Origin of the sequence: Exiguobacterium sp. RIT594 (assembly GCF_003339585.1) — a bacterium.
Taxonomy (GTDB): Bacteria; Bacillota; Bacilli; order Exiguobacteriales; family Exiguobacteriaceae; genus Exiguobacterium_A.
In genome coordinates this window covers 382,678-400,097 of record NZ_QPKF01000001.1, presented here as the reverse complement: position 1 = coordinate 400,097, position 17,420 = coordinate 382,678, and the positions used below count along the sequence as shown (strand labels likewise).

Sequence of the window (17,420 nt, the reverse complement as noted above, 5' to 3'; positions counted from 1 at the left end):
TCCTTATTCCGGCGGTCATTGGTCAGACCAATTACCCCTTATTATAACAAATCTTATTACCTACTACTAGTTCGAACGAGGGACATTTTTCAAGATGATATTCGTTTCCCCGAATCGAATCCGGAGTTGCGCCATCAATTCTTCTTCCTGTTGGATGGCATACATTCCCGGCAGTGATTTTGTCTCATTCGTATCGGCATAACGAACGACGACCGGAATATCCCCGGGGACGGTCTCGAGCATCCGCTCAAGAACCGCGAGATCATTTTTGGACGGTAGTTTGACGAATAACACATCTTGTCCTAAAGAACGTAGCCGCTCCAGGACGAATTGCCGGTTCCCTTCGCGTTCCTGCACCTTCACTTCAATCAACAAGACGTTTCCGATATACAACGAACGTTTAAACGCTGCATACTGTTGCGGAAAGACGACAACTTCTTCCGTCGAATAGCCATCGACGGCATGCATGACCGCCATCGTTTGGGCGCGTTTTGTCTTAAATTCACGGATTTGCTCAATATAACAGACCAGATAATTGGTTTGATTGCCTTCAAGGGAAACCGTTTGAAAATGCGTCGTTTCAACCGGCGGCTTCATCGCGGTCATCAATGGGGAATAAGTCAACCAAAATCCGAGCGATTCACGCTCAAGGCGTGCCCAATCCGTCGCTGTCCGATTCGTTTGAGCCGTTGTCTTTCTTCGCCCGAGACTTGCGAGTTCATCCGGAAGAAGTGTGTTCGAAGCCATCGTAAAGTAGTCAAGGACTTCCTGTTCCGCTAGCCCACGGTCTCCATGAGTCGCCCGATCGAGCGCTCCGCTGTATAACAAAAGTTCAATTTTCGCCCGTTCTTTTTTCCCCCAACCGACTGCTGACAATAATTGTGTAATCGTTTGCGAGGTTTTGGCCGCTTCCCGTAACGTCTGAAAATCTTTTTCCGTGATTCCCCGAAGTGTTTGAACGCCGAGCCGGATTCCTTTACCTTCTAATGTCGAACGGTAATCCGACATCCAAATATCAGGCGGCAGTACCGGAAGACGTTTTTCCCGCATGACACGCACGAGACGTTCCGGTTGATCGATCGATACCAATGAAAAGATTTGTGGATAATGGGCTTTCATGTATCCGAGAGCATAACTGATTTTCGTATATGCTACGGCATGACTACGGTTAAATCCGTATCCGGCAAACCGTTCAATTTGATCGTACAACGTTTCGGCGACCGTTAAATCAAAACCGTTTTGCAGCGCTCCTTCAATAAACCGTTGTTTTTCCGCCTCCACAGACTGACTGCTTTTTTTCGAGATTGCCCGTCGCAACAAGTCAGCTTGTGCCAAGGTGAATCCGGCGACCCGGCGTGTAATCTCCATGATTTGTTCTTGGTAGACGATGACGCCGTACGTCGCGGTTAAAATCTCTTCTAAAATCGGATGCACCATTTGATAGGGTTGACCGGCTTTTCGTTTCGCATAGAGATCGATGAATTTCATCGGTCCCGGACGGAACAGTGACATCGTCGCGACCAGATCCTCGAACTGATTCGGCTTGACCTCCCGTAACGTTTGTTTCATCCCGGCCGACTCAAATTGGAAGATGTGATCCGTCTCCCCTTTGGCGAACAACCGTAACGTCGCTTTGTCCTCGTCCGGTATCCGTTCCACCAAGAAATCGGGGTACGTATGTTGAATCAATTGTTCCATCTGCCGCAGTCGTGTTAAATTCCGTAACCCCAATAAGTCAATCTTCAGCAATCCTTGTTGTTCGATGGCCTTCATTAAATATTGTGTAACGAACCGTCCGCTGGCATTCAAATCAACCGGTGTCGTCTCGATCAACTCATCTGATCCGATAATGACACCGGCAGCATGAATGGAACGTTGCCGTGGTAACCCTTCAATCGCTTGAGCAAGTTGCAGTAATTGGCGTCGTTTTTCACTGCCCGAGAACCAGCGGTAAATGGAAGCCTGTTGTTCAAGGCCTTGTAATGTCGTCACTTTTCCCAATTGTTTCGCTGCCGCGTCTGTTTCATCTTTAGAAAACTCCAACACCCGTGCCACATCCCGTAATGCCGCTTTTGCTCCAAGAGTCGACAACGTTCCGATCTGACCGACATGTTGCTTCCCGTACCGTTCAACCAGGTACTCAAGTACTTCTTCCCGCCGCTCATCTTCTATATCAATATCGATATCGGGCATCGAAATCCGCTCCGGATTCAAGAACCGTTCAAATAATAACCCGTATTTCAGTGGGTCTACCGTCGTAATCCCGAGAGCATAACTGACGAGCGAACCTGCGGCCGAGCCCCGCCCCGGTCCTACACGGATGCCTTTTACCTTCGCATGGCGCACTAAATCTTCGACGATCAGAAAGTAATCAGCAAATCCCGTTTTTTCAATGACTTCCAGTTCATACTGCAACCGTTTTGTCACTTCCTCCTCGACATGTCCATGTGCGAGCAAGCCGTCATGCGCCAAACGGTTCAATGCATGGTTCGAATCATCCGATACTTGCGGGAGAGGACGTGATTGAAACGGCAACGTCAATGTCTCCTGCGACTCTCCCCATTGTTTCAGCAACCGCAGTTCCCGATCCGTATACTGCTCGTGCAACTCCTCCATTAGTTTAAAGTGAGCCGAGCGACTGACTTTTTGATCAGCGAACGTCGACCCTTCGTCAATCGCACGCAAAGCTTGAAACGCTTCCGCCTCTTCCCGAAACAGATAACGAACAGGGTCAATGGGAATCGTTTCGATTCCGAGCGCATTTGCCGCTTGACGGTACTGTTCCCTGCTGTCGCGTTCAACGGTCGACCGGACCGCCTTGACGCCGAGAAAAATCTTCGCTTTGTGCGCTGATCCCATCCACTGAGCGACGAGACGTCGTAAGCGCGAGTCATCTTCCGGTGCTTGGCGTTTCGGTTCCAGGACAGCGATCAATTGTGAATAGTCTTCAACAGGCATCTCACTGGCAATCCGGTAGAGTGCTTTTAGTCCATGACTCGTCTTCGCATACCACAAAATCGTAAGTTCATCCGGTTCTATGACTTGTTCTAGTCCGATGATCGGAGTCAGTTCCCGTTGCGCACAACCTGCCATGAACGCCGGCACGCCGGTCAAGGACGTTTCACAGATGGCTGCAGCTGAAAAGCCGCGTCGTTTGACCTCATCCAGATAACGATCCATCCGAATCGTACTTTGCAAAGGACTGTATGCTGTACGGACATTTAGTTGGATCATTCTTTTTTCCTCCATTCTCATCTGCTTTTATTTCTTCCATAAATGAAACGTTTTCAGAAGTTTCATATCTATGCGTTTCTGAGTCTCGCCATCCCCATCATTTTTCGCTACAATAAAAAGAGAACATCATGACTTGCACGGAAGGAGAGTTTGCCATGATTTTAAACCGTAGCCAAATTGCCCGCGAAAAAGTAGAACAACTGAAATTAGGGGTAACCGCATTTACCGAGACTGAAGAAATCGCTGAAAAAATCCGTAAGTCCGTTAAAGAACTTGAATTAAACGTCATTGAAGATCACACAGAACGGGGAACTTGGTTCATCCCTCAAGAAGAGGCTTCCACTCATTGATTTGATGCTAAAAATTGATGCTAAAAAAAGCTGTTCGCCATGTATCCGAAACAGGATGATGGCGAGCAGCCTTTTTTTGTTAGAACGTAAAGGCTTCTGCCACTTCATTCAAACGGGAGACGACCGTATCCACTTCCGTCAAATCTTTGATTGTCGCACCTGATGCCATCGGATGTCCGCCACCATTAAATTCTTTGGCTACCTCATTGATGACTGGCCCTTTCGAGCGCAGGCGGACACGAACTTCCTTATCAGTTTCAAGGAATAATGCCCATGCTTTTAAGCCTTTCAGACCTGCGAAGCTATTGACGAGAAGGGATGCTTGTTCAACGGTCGCATCGAATGCCGCCAATGTATCCTGTGTCAACACGACATACCCGACGCCGGCTTTCGTCAACTGGATATGTTGCAAGACATAGCCTTGTAACTGCAAAGCAACCAGTTCCGTCTGATACATGTTGCGGTAGAGCCAATCCGTATCGATTCCTGTATCCAGCAGTTGCGCTGCGACGGAAAATGTCCGGCTAGTCGTGCCTCTGAATTGGAAGCGGCCTGTATCACCAACGATCCCTGCATAAAATTGAATCGCCGCCGTTGCCGGAATCTCGTACTCCCATTCATTTAAGAGGTGAACCAATAATTCTGACGTCGAACTGACGGTTGTATCCACAAGTTGAACGTCGGCGTATGGATCTTCGTCCGGATGGTGGTCGATTTTAATCGTCTGTTGCCCGTTTAAGGCTTCCGCTCCATCAATCCGTCCTTGATTGGCGGTATCCAGGACGATGACGAGTGCATGCGGGTACACTGCTGCTTCTACAGCATCGAGCTCTCCCATAAATGAAAGGGAGGTCGCCATCTCGCCCACTGCCTTTATTGTTTTACCGGGAAATCGGTTTTGTAAAACCAGCTGCAATCCAAACTGACTGCCCAGCGCATCAGGGTCCGGACGTTCGTGCCGATGGATGATGATTGTCGATGCTTGTTCAATCAATTGTCTGATTTGTTCTTTCACAGTGCACAGCTCCTCTAAATATTGATATGATACAAACAGATATAGAAAGAAAAGGAGGTCATCCATATGCAGTTTGTTCTCATTCTGTTAATCGTCTTGTCGCTTGGTGGATATTTACTTGCAAAACGACGTGCGTTTCATACGAAAAGCACGAACCGGAAATTTTTATTCAATACGCAAGCGAGCATCTGGCTCAGCTTGTTCGTCATTCTTTTTGCCGTTAACCAATTTGTGTCTGGTGACGGATTGACGACGACAATCGGAAAAGTCGTCTGTTCGATTCTGATTGTCATCGGTGTCGCTTCATTTATCGCAGGTTTCATCCGCTATAAAAAAATCTATCCGTATGTCGTCCGTGAAATGGAACAGACGGAACAATCGTAAAAAAGACGGTAGCTACCGTCTTTTTTTTGTGTCCTGTCCCTGTTATCGATCAATCAGTTGTGACGTCACGAGTGCTTTCGCCACGATTTGTGTACCTTGATACATCTCGACATCCACTTTTCCGAACTTCCGTCCGACATCAAACACATTGGCTCGAATCGTAATCGTACTCTCGATTTGAACAGGTTTGATGAAATAAATGCTGACATTTTCGATGACGAGGTCACCCTTTTTCATATGACGCAACATCCGTGTCGCTCCTTCGACGAGCAACGTCGTCAAGACACCACTCGAAGCCGTCCCCATGAAGTTCGTCATCTGCGGTGAGACTTCGAGTGAAAGGTAAGGTCCTCTCGTATCTTCTGCCGCTTTGATCTGTCCCGTGATCAAGTCATCAAACGTTTCGCCGACTTGCGGTTGACGGTTCGCCAGTTGCAGGGCTTTCAAGACATCTTGCCGGCTGATGATGCCAAGCAGACGTCCGTACTGATCGATGACCGGTAACATTTCGATTCCTTCCCACACCATCTGATGGGCGGAGTTCGTCACGCTTGTCCGGATTCCGACAGTGATCGGGTGACGGGTCATGACTTTTTCGACCGGCCAATCATGCGGACGGTCAATGATATCCTTCGCCGTCACGACACCGACAACCTTCATCTGTTCATCAATGACCGGATAACGGTTATGTTTTGTCTGCTCATTGAGTTCATGCCATCTGGCAATCGGGTCGTTCGTTTGCAAATAAAACGTATCGTGTAAAGGAATTAAGATATCGGAGACCAGTAAAATTTCTTTTTTGATCAGTCGGTCATAGATGGCCCGGTTGATCATCGTCGCGACAGTGAACGTATCGTAAGACGTGGAAATGATCGGCAACTCCATTTCGTCTGCCAATCGTTTTGCGTCTTCCGTCGTGTCAAAACCACCGGTAATCAAAACTGCTGCTCCTGCATCCAAGACCAGCTCATGTGCTTTTTCCCGGTTCCCGATGATGACGAGACTGTCGACATCGATATAACGCATCATCGCTTCTAACTTCATCGCGCCGATGACGAACTTCGTCAATGTCTTATGAAGTCCGTCACGTCCTCCGAGAACCTGTCCATCGACGATATTGACGACTTCCGCAAACGTCAGCTTTTCAATATTTTCTTTTTGTTTCTTTTTAATGCGGATCGTCCCGACACGCTCAATCGTTGAGACGAATCCTAAATTTTCCGCTTCTTTAATGGCACGATATGCCGTACCTTCGGATACCGTTAAGTCCTTTGCGATTTGCCGGACGGATATTTTGGCGCCCACATCGAGATCCTCAATGTGCCGGATGATCTGTTCATGTTTTGTAGGCATGCTGTATCCCTTCTTTTTCCTATATTCTACTCTTCTGTCATTATACTGTACTACTCCAACGAATGAAAAGTGTACTAGTCCCGATTTGCGAGAAATGTTTTCCATTTCTAACGATGGTATACTGAATCATGAAACGAACAGAGAGGTGGAAACGATATGTTAGAACGGACAAATCAGATTAGTCGTGTATTACAGGAATCAGGAATCGACGTTGCATTGATTACGTCAAAAGCGAGTGTATTTTATTTTTCAGGTGTTTATGCGGAACCTCATGAACGTGTGATGGCTGTCATCGTAGACGCTAACGGAAAACGTGCCCTCTTCTGCCCAGCGCTCGAAGCCAACATCGTCGCTGCAAGTCCATGGGATGGCGAAGTCATTACGTATGCGGACCACGAGCATCCATTTGACAAAATCAGCGAAGCCCTGAAGACATTTTCGGTTTCCAATAACCGTATTGGAATTGAAGGCGAACACATGACTTTCAGCCGTTTTAAAGAGTTGGAAGACCGTCAGGAAAATGCAGCAATTCTTGATATCGGTCAACCCTTGCAGGCATTACGCCTTAAAAAAGACGCTCAAGAAATTGGAATTCTCCGTGAAGCAGCCGCATTAGCTGACGAAGCAATCGAAATCGGCAAACAGGCGATTCGTCCCGGCGTCACGGAAATGGAAGTCATTTCAACAATCGAGTTCGAAATGAAAAAGAAAGGCGTCCGCGAGATGTCGTTCGATACATTGGTTTTATTCGGAGCAAACAGTGCCGATCCGCATGGCGTGCCCGGTGACCGAGTCATTCAAGAAGGCGATTTCGTTTTGTTTGACCTTGGTGTCGTTTGGAAAGGATATTGCTCAGACATTACTCGGACATTCGTTTACGGGGAAGCCAGTGAAGAACAACAAACTATTTACCAAACAGTTCTCCAAGCACTTGAAGCAGCAACGGAAGCCAGCCGGGTCGGCGTGACTCTTGGTACATTAGATCAAGCTGCCCGGAATGTGATTGAACAAGCCGGTTACGGGGACTATTTCACCCATCGTGTCGGACACGGTCTCGGCATCGATGTCCATGAATTCCCGTCACTCGCATCGAACAACTTGCTGACAGCGGAGCCTGGAATCGTATATACACTGGAGCCAGGGATCTATGTCCCGAACGTCGGCGGTGTCCGTATTGAAGATGACATTCATTTAACCGAGAGCGGACCGGAAGCACTGACCCGCTATCCGAAGCACCTCCAATCCTTACCGGTAACAGCCGTACAGTAAACGAAATCAGAATCTAACACAAATAGACAACAGGGGACGGAATTCAAATTCCGTCCCCTGTTATCTATACAATCAAATCCAATGGTTCCTTCTTCTTTTGAATCATTACGGACGGGATTGATGCACAACATTGACCCCGCCGGTCACATCAAGAACCGCCCCCGTAATCAGACTGGATTCTTCCGCTACTAAAAACGAAATCGTCCGCGCGATATCTTCTCCGACACCCGTCCGTCCGACCGGCGTCTGCTCATCCGCTGTCGCCTGTTCAATCCGTTTCGACTTATTGTCACCTACGATATTACCGGGATTGACCATGTTTACCGTAATGCCATGTTCCGCCTCTTCAAGCGCCACACTTTTCGTCAAACTGACCATACCGCTTTTCGCAGCAGCGAATGCAGCCCGCTCCACCCACCCGGGTGCCGATGCACTCTCCGGAAAACCGTATGTAATGATACGTCCGTATTGTTGTTTACGCATAATCGGAAGGATTTTTCTCAATAACCAAAAACTGGCTGTCAAGTTGCCGGTCACTACTTCATTCCACTCTTCATCCGAATAGTCGACGAGCGATTTCCGTTCAAAGATATACGGTCCCGCATTTAAAATTAACGCGTCAATCCGACCGTGGGCAGTCATCGTTTGTTCAACCGCATCCATTAATTGATCTTGCTGCGTGACGTCCGCTTTAATCAAATGAAGCCGTTCGTGAAAAAACGTCGGTTCTGAACGGTGAAGCGCTGTTACATGCCAACCCTCCTCGAGCAAGCGACGGGTCACCATCTCACCGAGTCCTTTTGTTCCTGCTGTAATTAATGCGTGCCTCATCTTGGCATCGCCTCCTTTCATCTATTTCCATCTTACGGGTTCCGCTGTCGAAGAACAATTTTAAAATCTCCTTAAATGTTCCTCACCTTCTAATTGAGGGAATGGTATAATAAGGGTGTAAAATCAGACGAATACGAAGGGATGGATACAAGATGGCAATCGTATATCATAACATTTTAGTAGCAGTCGACGGATCAAAAGAGGCAGAACGCGCTTTTGAAACGGCGATTGACGTCTCACTTCGAAACAATGCCAAACTCGTCATTGCTCACGTCATCGATACACGGACTTTCGCAACTGTTGAGGCCTACGATCGGACGATTACCGAACGTGCCGAATCCTATGCAAAAGAACTGCTCGATGATTACGTCAAGACAGCTCAGGAGCGTGGTGTCAAGGATGTTGAAGTCGCTATTGAATACGGTTCCCCGAAAGTAACCATCGCCAAAAAACTTGCACCCAACCATAATGTCGATTTGATTATCTGTGGAGCAACCGGCTTAAACGCTGTTGAACGTTTCTTTATCGGTAGCGTTTCAGAAAGTATCACACGTTACGCGAAGTGTGACGTCTTGATTGTCCGTCTTTAATTGAACTCATTTTGGGCACTTTCTCTTTCAAGAGGAAGTGCTTTTTTGCACAAAAAAAATCAATCGCACCAATGTACGATTGATTGAAATGACTTATTTGTATTTAACAGTGACGTTACGACGACCCCAGTTAAACGCTTCGGCACGTGAGTAGTACAAAATGTCCATCTTCTTGCCTTTGATGGCACCACCTGTATCTGCTGCAGTATATGTCCCTTTTAATTTCCCTTTGTAATATACTTTGACTGTTGAACGAAGCGGAATCACACGTGGATCCACTGCTACGACTTTCTTTTTCGAACTCTTGATGTTCCAGCCGATTGCCGTTAAGTTACCGCTACCTGGATCGTATGGTGTATAAGCTGTTGCACTAACGTTTGTGATTGTTTTCCAACCACCTGTTGATTGTTTTTTCGATCCGCTTGATGTGACGACTTTCGAATAACGGGCACTGAGGTACGCCGTTTTTCCTTTATAACTTACTTTATACCAGTTTCCTGTTTTAGCTTTGTACGGTAATGTTTGATTCTTATATAGAAGACCGAGTTTCTTGGACGCTGTTGTAGCTTTCTGGCGAACAATCAGACTATCGACCGACGACTTGACATTTTTTTTAGTTGCAGCTTCCGCTTGAAGACCTGCAAACGAACTGAGTGCTAACAAGACTGCTAAAACACTAGCGATTATTCGTTTCATCATCATGTAATCTCTCCTCCATAATTGTCCCTGTTTTGTAACTTACATTAATATACATGACAAAATGAAGCTGTGCCGTTACATATAGACCACAAAAAGATGACGTCATTGTTACTTTTATATTACAAAAGACTCATTTTTATCGGTTTCAAACCGTTTTTACGACAATAATCAGTTTAACTTTCGTTTTCACGTTTTTTATATGACAAACCTTGTAACAAACGTTTTTATTACGAGAAATCACCTCACCTGTTTTCACTCCGTTGAGATGATTTTCTTCAAACAAAAAACGCCTGAATACAACTTTCGTTGTAATCCAGACGTTTGCTCAAAAAGATTGAATTATGCGTTTTGCTCGACCAATCCACCGATACGAACCGTGTCACGCGCAATCATCAATTCTTCATTCGTCGGAATGATGATGACTTTGACCGGTGAATGCGGATAGTTGATGAACAATTCTTCTCCGCGTGCACCGTTGTTGAGTGAAGGATCCCAGTAAACGCCCATGAATTCAAGGCCACGTAAGACACGCTCACGGATTGAATCCGAGTTTTCACCGACACCTGCTGTAAAGATGATGGCATCGACACCATTCATCTCTGCTGCATACTGACCGATATAGCCATGAATCCGGTTGGCGAAGATTCGTAACGCCATTTCCGAACGGTGATTTCCTTCTGTTGCTGCAGATTCAACATCACGCAGGTCACTTGAAAGACCAGAAAGACCGTAGATGCCTGACTCTTTGTTCATGACATTCAGAACGTCTTCTGCTGTCTTGCCGGTTTTCTCCATCAAGAATGGAATCAAGGCTGGGTCAAGCGAACCAGACCGCGTTCCCATCGTGATTCCTTCGAGTGGTGTGAAGCCCATTGTTGTATCAAGTGATTCTCCGCCTGCGACAGCTGCGATCGATGCTCCGCTACCGAGGTGACAAGAAATCAGACGCAAGTCTTGTAATGGACGGCCCAACAATTCAGAAGCACGTTCCGTGACATATTTATGGCTTGTTCCGTGGAAACCGTACTTCCGGATGCCGTACTCTGTGTAGTATTCGTACGGAAGACTGTACAGGAAGTTTTCTTCCGGCATTGTTTGGTGGAAAGCTGTATCAAAAACAGCGACTTGCGGTACTTCCGGTAAAATCGCTTGGAACGCACGAATTCCGATCAAGTTTGGCGGAATGTGTAATGGACCGAGCTCCGTGTAAGATTCGATGTCTTGCATGACTTCTTCTGTAATGACAACAGAGTCTGCATATTTTTCTTTACCGTGTAACACACGGTGTCCGACACCTTTGATCTCGTCATACGATGAGATGATGCCGAATTCCATGAGTTTCTCAAGTGATAATTCAACTGCTTCTTTATGTGTCGCAAGCGGAAGAACATCCGTGTATTTCTGTCCTTCGCCATATTTAATCGTAAAGATGGCATCGTCTTTTCCGACGCGCTCTACTAAACCAACTGCAATCATCGTTTCATTCGGCATCTCAAGTAATTGGAACTTCAGTGACGAACTACCGGCGTTTACTGCCATAATCTTTGCCATGATTTATTTCCCCTTTTCCATTCAAATCGATCGACATTCACATCTGTATGAGTCTTGCTCTTTTTCTGTTCTACACTAGAATAGTCAAATTAACGACAGATTTCAATCACTTTGCGCATTTCATTTTAATTCTGTGTTAATCCATTCATCAATCTGTTTCACCATCCCACCGAAGGCACGGGCGTCGGTAAACGATGGCAACTCGGCCAGCAATGCCTGTTTTGGCATCGTCATACCCGCCAAGTGGTTCCGGACAATCAAATAACTTTTAGCTGCTTGTTCCTGCTTGAACATCGTCAACGGTAACTGGAGGATTCCGACGACATGAGCTTTTGTTTCGAAATATTGCTTCAGTTTACCTTCTGTATCATGTTGAAACAGTCCGTTCGGAATGACAAACACTCCAAACCCGCCCGGTTTCACATAATTCATCGCTTGTTCGATCAACAGGAAATGGCTGTAACTCATACCTTCATCCCGTTTTAAAACATATGTTTTCGAGACTTCTTCATCCGGATAATAGCCAATCGGCAAATCTGCCATCGCTAAATCGACCGGATCAAGCAAAAGCGGACGCAAAGCATCCTGATGCGTATAGTTGACCGGATAATCCATGAGTTCAGAAACAGATGCCGACAGTCGAATTAATGTTTCATCCACCTCAACGGCTTCGGCAACCGTATCTTTCGGAAGTTGACTGAGGACAGCATGCAACATCCCGCCTGTCCCGCTGCCAAGATCCAGCAGACGGACATCCTCCTTCTTGATTAGTTTCCCGATTAAATAACCCGCAAACAATGCGACGCTGTCCGGTGTCGGCAAGTGATTCGGTTGTGCCTGTTTCATTCCTTCGAGAATGGCGAGTGATACGGCTTTGCGGACGGTTTCCGGTTCTACGTTTTCCGTATGCCGTTCATTCAAACGATCGATGACTTCCGTCAGACCTTCAAGGTACGGCATGTCTAAATCACGTTCTAATTTACGTGTTTGCTGTGTCAATTCTTTATATAATTTTTCTAATGATTCCATCTGTCTTCCATCCTTTCAAAACGAAACGGCCCCCGCACTTCTTGGGAGCCGTTCTTTCTCATTACTTTCATTGTAGCGGTTTTACGCCGTTTGTAAACCATTCTTACTTCGTTGTTTTGGCTCCTTTGGCAGCCGCAAGTGCTGATTCAAAATCAACTTCATTCGTTGACTCTTCTAGATATTCCGCATAAACGACTTCATTAGCTGCGTCGATGACAAATACTGAACGAGCCAGTAAACGAAGTTCTTCGATTGCGACTCCGTACTGTGTACCGAATGAAAGATCACGATGATCTGACAGCGTCACGACGTTGTCGAGTCCACTCGCCGCACACCAGCGACGTTGTGCAAACGGTAAATCGTTTGAAATCGTCAAGACTGTCACACCTTCAATCGCCGCTGCTTCTTCGTTGAATTTACGTGTTTGGGCATCACAGACTCCTGTATCGATTGACGGTACGACGCTGATGATCCGAACTCCTTCATACGTATCACGTGTCACCGGTGAAAGATCAGTTGCCAGTACTTCGAAATCCGGTGCCTCTTGTCCGATTTCAACAGGTGTTCCGATTAATGTGATTGCGTTCCCTTTAAATGTTGCCATGTAAATTCCCCATTTCCCGATAGATTCATATGTCGTTTTCCATTCTACTATAGAAATGCTACCACGGTAACACAAGATTTCTGCCCGCACTTCGAGCTTGCAGTACCGATTTTTGTCAAAGACGGGTATAATAAAAGAGTTCATGAAACGCTTTCAAGGGGGAATTGACCATGGCTCGAAACAATGTCTACCTGTATTACCGTAACAAACAAAGACACGAGACACAGGTACGTAAACTGATTGAAGTAGGAAATCGGTATGGACTGAATGTCGTTCAGGATCATAAACAGGCCAACATCATTGTCTCGATCGGCGGAGACGGTGCCTTTCTTCAAGCGGCACGCTTTACAGGATTCCGGGAAGATGCGATTTACGTCGGGTTTGCCGAAGGACCGAACTCATTTTATTGTGACTTCGATATCAATGATCTCTCTTCGGTTGAAGCGATATTCAAGGAAACCGGAAGCCGTGCTTCTGAAGGCGAAATCGAAGTCCGTCGCTATCCGCTCCTCGAAGCTTCAATTAACGGTGGACCGGGTATGTTGTGTCTGAACGAATGTTCCGTTAAGTCGAGCATCATCAAGTCACTGGCAATTGAGGTTTATATCGATGGGTTCCTGTTTGAGACATTCCGCGGGGACGGTATGGTCATCTCGACACCAACCGGTTCAACGGCTTATAACAAATCATTATCTGGGGCAATCGTTGATCCATTAATTCATTGTCTTCAAGTCAGTGAGATTGCTTCCGTCAACAACAACCGGTACCGGACACTTGGATCGGCATTCCTTTTGAATCGCGGTCGTAAGTTGTCATTACGCATCATCGAAGATGGCAACGACTATCCGATCATCGGAATGGACAATGAAGCGCTCAGTTTAAAGCGGACAGATTCCGTCGATATTCAATTATCGGAAAAAGAACTCAAAACCGTTAAATTAACGAATAATACGTTTTGGCATAAAATCCAACGTTCTTTCCTGTAAAACAAAAAAACTGCCGATTGGCAGTTTTTTTATTTTACTTCATGACGGGTGTCGCCTCGAAAACAGTTTTTCCTGCCTGAACCGTCTCAAGCAGCCGGTTGGTTAAGACAGCTTCCCCGCTTAACATGTAGAAATCCTGTTCAAAGATCACGAAGTCTGCATCGTATCCCGGAAGCAACATTCCTTTTCGCCCATGTGTATCTGTTGCGATATGCGGATTTTTCGTGAACAACAGCAGAGCTTCATACATTGATAACACTTCGTTCGTCTTATTGATGTTACCTGCTGTCCCCGTCGTCGCAGCATATAAGGACTGCCGGACATCCGGACTCGAAATCGGAGCATCCGATCCGCCACAGAGAAGCGCTCCCGTCTCCGCAAGTGATTTCAGTCGATACGCCCAATCCAACCGGTTCAACCCGAGTCGGTCCTGCGCAAAATCAGCATCATCAAGCAGGAAGACCGGTTGTACATCGATCAAGACCGGCAATTTGCGAATTCGTGCCAACAACTCCGGACGTACGACGGTTGCATGAATGATTCGGTCCCGCGTCCCTTTCGGAGCCGGATATTTTTCAAGGACGGCTACAAAACGTTCAATCGCCAAGTCCCCGATGACGTGTGCCGCCACCGTAAAGCCGTAACTCCGTGCCCGTTTGACGAGTTGTTCCAACTGTTCCGGAGAATGAACTTCGATGCCGCGTGTCGTCGCGTCATCCGAATATCCTCTGCCGAGCAATGCCGTCCGTCCTCCAAGCGCCCCGTCGACGAACAGTTTCATCGCACCGGTCGACAACGTCGGCGGCAGGACAGGATTCAGTTGAATAAGTTGATCGATGACTAAATGATGAACGAGCAGATGAGCATGGAATCCCGTTTCTTCCGTTACTTCCCGGTATGCTTGCAAGACGTCTTCTAAATCACCATGATACGCCAAATCTTCCGTATGCGCGGCAACAATCCCATGGCGGTACAAATCTTTAATGGCTGACCGCAACGAGGATTTATTCCGCTCGACTGAGCCCGATTGCAGGGCATACAACGGTTCGATCGCCGCATCATAAAGGAATCCGTCCGCTTCTCCCGATTCGAGTAATCCGATTTTCCCACCTTCGACGACGGTTGATGCTTTGTACCCCAACTGTTTGAACAAAACATCATTGACGAGTACGGTATGCCGATCCGTTCGTTTTAATAAAGCCGGTTCTGTCGGGAAAAGCTGGTTCAACCACGCTTTTGTCGGTGCCCGGTCAAGCTTCGTTTCATCGTACCCTTCTGCGACATGCAATCCGTTAATGGCTTCTGCCTCGACGAATGCTTTTCCCAATTCCGCTAACGTGGCATAACGCGACGCATCCACACGTCCGATGGCTTCACCGTATCCGATCAAATGAATATGGGCGTCGGTGAAAGCCGGATAAACAGCTTTCCCGTTCAAATCAACGATCGACAGAATCCGTCTTCCAAACCGCCGCCGTAATTTGCTTTCTTCACCCATGGCAATGATCCGTTCTCCTTCAATGAACATCGCCGAGTGAATATCAGTTTCGTGCGTCATCGTTCGAATGATTCCATTTACGTACAGTTTCCCCATCTTAATCGCTCCCCTTTTTTTACAAAAACAGGGTGACCTGGACGGCCACCCTGAATTGTCAGTGATGATTATGCATGCATCGTTTCCGGTTGACCACATGCTTTTCGAATACGTTCAATCGAATCAGGATCAAATTGTTGCAGCACTTGCTCCCCTAATACAATCGTCCGTTCATAGTCTCCTGCAAGGAACTTCGTCTCGGCAATCGTCAACGACATATGTATCTCGTTATCTTGTCGGCGGAATCGATTGGCATATTGAACGAGTCGTTCTGCATACGTGACTTCGAATACTACTTTATCTATCCGTTCTTGCAATGTTTTAAACGTTCCGTTGACATCTTCGCTTTGGGAAACGATGTAATGGACGTTAAACGGTAACTCTTCCAGACGTGTTTCCAGTGTCTGCAGCGAACGACTTGATGCTTGTAAAGCTTCTTCGACGTCTGCCGGGATTTTCGGAAGACCGAGTCGTTTTAAGCGTAAGCGGATAGTCGATAACAATTGCCGCCATTCGGCAACACGTTGACGGACTTCTGTTTCTTCTTTCCGTAACGCCTGCAGTTCAACCGCGAATCGTTCGTATTGAAGCATCAATTGTTCTTCCAATCGGACAGCATCCCGCATTTGATCTTCCAGCATACTGAAGGGAATGATTCGGCTTGCAATCGATTCATCTAAATCTTTCGCTGCTCCAAATAACATTTCTTCATCCCGTTGAATTGATTCGTAATGTTCTCCTAAGTCTGCTGAAATCTCGTAGTTTTCCCGCAGCATGCTGAATTCTTGCGCCAATTGATGGACCTTTTCACGCATCCGTAATGCTTTTTGCTTCAATGATTGATTTTCTTTTTTCACATGGTGCCGGGCATCGACCTCACGACGGAACGTATCGTACATTTGGTCGATATCTGAAGCAAGTTGTTGCACCTTCTCTTCAAGTCCATTAATTTCAAGGAATTCGAGCTTCTTGACGAGACTCAAACGTTGTTCTTCAAATCGTTTGATATCAGATTGCATACCGAGTGGTTCAAGCGGATAGCCATCTAACGTCATCTCTTTATAACCGGCTCCGAGCTGATCAATCCGCTGTCTCAATTCGTGAGCGAGTGTCTTCCATTGTTGTGGAATCACTTCGACGAGTTGACGTGTTTCTTCTACTTTTGTTTCCAGTAATAAACTTGTCTCATAAGCTTTCGTCACTTCACCGGCTTCTTCAAAGGCAACCATCTCGATCCGTAACTGGTCAATCTGCTCTGCCTGTTCCTCTAATTTAGGTAATGCAGGTCCGAATGACGTCGCCTGCAACAATAACGATTTACGAACTTGACTGGAGTTGGTTTCACCTTGCGCCTTCAGCTCCGCCAAGACTGATTGATTCGTCTTGAACGTCGACATGTCTACCAACATCTCATCGATCAATCCTTCGAGTTCTGCAATTAATTGTTCAGTTACTTCCAGATCATTTTTAACCGCAACAAACCGGTAACGATCCAGGCCTTCTTCCGCTCGATATAATGTCTCATCGATTTGCGCGACGTGGACTGTCACTAATTCCTCCCATGCCTGATGCCAGGAAGTGAATTTCGTCTCCGTCTCACCCGCCATCGGGAGTTCCTTCAGTTCTTGCAACTCCTTCGGAATCGACGCGCTGATGATTCCTTGTTTCCGAAGATCAAGTTCATCGATTTTCGTATAATATTTTTTCCGACTGATCATGCTAAACAGCATGACGAGTAATACGATGACGATGACGCCAATCACCCATGCCCACATTTGCTACGACCTCCACCCTATCAAGCGACTTTATATTTTGAGAAATTCGCTTTAATCTTATCCTTATAATAGTATAGCGCAACCGATTTGCATAGATTTACTCGGGCTTTTAGTAATTTCTTCCGAATTTTAAGACATGTTTCTTGAAATCAATTG

General features: G+C 46.5%; 15 protein-coding genes. 5 read left to right on the top strand and 10 right to left on the bottom strand.

What is annotated here, in order from left to right:
- Nucleotides 1–66: 66 nt before the first annotated feature.
- Entirely contained in the window at nucleotides 67–3,234 is a 3,168-nt protein-coding gene (gene dnaE / locus DVG79_RS01985) for a DNA polymerase III subunit alpha (RefSeq protein ID WP_114595251.1), read from the bottom strand.
- 155 nt (nucleotides 3,235–3,389) lie between these two features.
- Between dnaE and DVG79_RS01980 the strand changes: the two genes are divergently transcribed.
- Complete coding sequence (locus DVG79_RS01980; RefSeq protein WP_114595250.1) at nucleotides 3,390–3,584, top strand: YtzJ family protein; 195 nt, start codon at nucleotides 3,390–3,392, stop codon at nucleotides 3,582–3,584.
- A 79-nt stretch (nucleotides 3,585–3,663) separates the two neighbouring features.
- Here the strand turns inward: DVG79_RS01980 and DVG79_RS01975 are convergent, their stop codons facing one another.
- Nucleotides 3,664–4,599: a DHH family phosphoesterase gene (locus tag DVG79_RS01975; protein WP_114595249.1), complete on the bottom strand. Its 936-nt coding sequence runs from the start codon at nucleotides 4,597–4,599 to the stop codon at nucleotides 3,664–3,666.
- Nucleotides 4,600–4,665: 66 nt separating this feature from the next.
- Here DVG79_RS01975 and DVG79_RS01970 point away from each other — a divergent pair, with 66 nt between their 5' ends.
- A complete protein-coding gene (locus tag DVG79_RS01970) occupies nucleotides 4,666–4,983 on the top strand; it encodes a YtpI family protein (protein ID WP_012371088.1) in 318 nt (105 codons plus the stop codon).
- Nucleotides 4,984–5,025: 42 nt separating this feature from the next.
- Here the strand turns inward: DVG79_RS01970 and DVG79_RS01965 are convergent, their stop codons facing one another.
- A complete protein-coding gene (locus DVG79_RS01965; protein WP_114595248.1) occupies nucleotides 5,026–6,336 on the bottom strand; it encodes a DRTGG domain-containing protein in 1,311 nt (436 codons plus the stop codon).
- Nucleotides 6,337–6,492: 156 nt separating this feature from the next.
- Between DVG79_RS01965 and DVG79_RS01960 the strand changes: the two genes are divergently transcribed.
- A complete protein-coding gene (locus tag DVG79_RS01960) occupies nucleotides 6,493–7,605 on the top strand; it encodes a M24 family metallopeptidase (protein WP_114595247.1) in 1,113 nt (370 codons plus the stop codon).
- A 105-nt stretch (nucleotides 7,606–7,710) separates the two neighbouring features.
- On the opposite strand, the gene DVG79_RS01955 is transcribed toward DVG79_RS01960, so the two are convergent.
- Complete coding sequence (locus DVG79_RS01955; RefSeq protein ID WP_114595246.1) at nucleotides 7,711–8,436, bottom strand: SDR family oxidoreductase; 726 nt, start codon at nucleotides 8,434–8,436, stop codon at nucleotides 7,711–7,713.
- Between the two features lie 152 nt (nucleotides 8,437–8,588).
- On the opposite strand from DVG79_RS01955, the gene DVG79_RS01950 reads away from it, so the two are divergent.
- The gene (locus DVG79_RS01950; protein ID WP_026827730.1) at nucleotides 8,589–9,026 is read left to right on the top strand and encodes a universal stress protein; all 438 of its coding nucleotides are present in this window, start codon (nucleotides 8,589–8,591) and stop codon (nucleotides 9,024–9,026) included.
- Nucleotides 9,027–9,119: 93 nt separating this feature from the next.
- On the opposite strand, the gene DVG79_RS01945 is transcribed toward DVG79_RS01950, so the two are convergent.
- The 4 genes from DVG79_RS01945 to tpx form a co-directional block, all read right to left on the bottom strand.
- Nucleotides 9,120–9,725, bottom strand: coding sequence for a 3D domain-containing protein (locus DVG79_RS01945; RefSeq protein ID WP_233494505.1), 606 nt, complete (start codon nucleotides 9,723–9,725; stop codon nucleotides 9,120–9,122).
- Between the two features lie 339 nt (nucleotides 9,726–10,064).
- Entirely contained in the window at nucleotides 10,065–11,276 is a 1,212-nt protein-coding gene (locus DVG79_RS01940) for an acetate kinase (RefSeq protein WP_114595245.1), read from the bottom strand.
- A 120-nt stretch (nucleotides 11,277–11,396) separates the two neighbouring features.
- A complete protein-coding gene (locus DVG79_RS01935) occupies nucleotides 11,397–12,305 on the bottom strand; it encodes a class I SAM-dependent methyltransferase (protein ID WP_114595244.1) in 909 nt (302 codons plus the stop codon).
- A 103-nt stretch (nucleotides 12,306–12,408) separates the two neighbouring features.
- Nucleotides 12,409–12,915, bottom strand: coding sequence for a thiol peroxidase (gene tpx / locus DVG79_RS01930; RefSeq protein WP_114596537.1), 507 nt, complete (start codon nucleotides 12,913–12,915; stop codon nucleotides 12,409–12,411).
- A gap of 164 nt (nucleotides 12,916–13,079) precedes the next feature.
- Here tpx and DVG79_RS01925 point away from each other — a divergent pair, with 164 nt between their 5' ends.
- The gene (locus DVG79_RS01925; RefSeq protein ID WP_026827725.1) at nucleotides 13,080–13,895 is read left to right on the top strand and encodes an NAD kinase; all 816 of its coding nucleotides are present in this window, start codon (nucleotides 13,080–13,082) and stop codon (nucleotides 13,893–13,895) included.
- A gap of 34 nt (nucleotides 13,896–13,929) precedes the next feature.
- Here the strand turns inward: DVG79_RS01925 and DVG79_RS01920 are convergent, their stop codons facing one another.
- Both DVG79_RS01920 and ezrA read right to left on the bottom strand, forming a co-directional pair.
- Nucleotides 13,930–15,489, bottom strand: a complete 1,560-nt coding sequence (locus DVG79_RS01920) for an amidohydrolase (RefSeq protein ID WP_114595243.1) — start codon at nucleotides 15,487–15,489, stop codon at nucleotides 13,930–13,932.
- A gap of 68 nt (nucleotides 15,490–15,557) precedes the next feature.
- Entirely contained in the window at nucleotides 15,558–17,264 is a 1,707-nt protein-coding gene (gene ezrA, locus DVG79_RS01915; RefSeq protein WP_114595242.1) for a septation ring formation regulator EzrA, read from the bottom strand.
- Nucleotides 17,265–17,420: the final 156 nt, after the last annotated feature.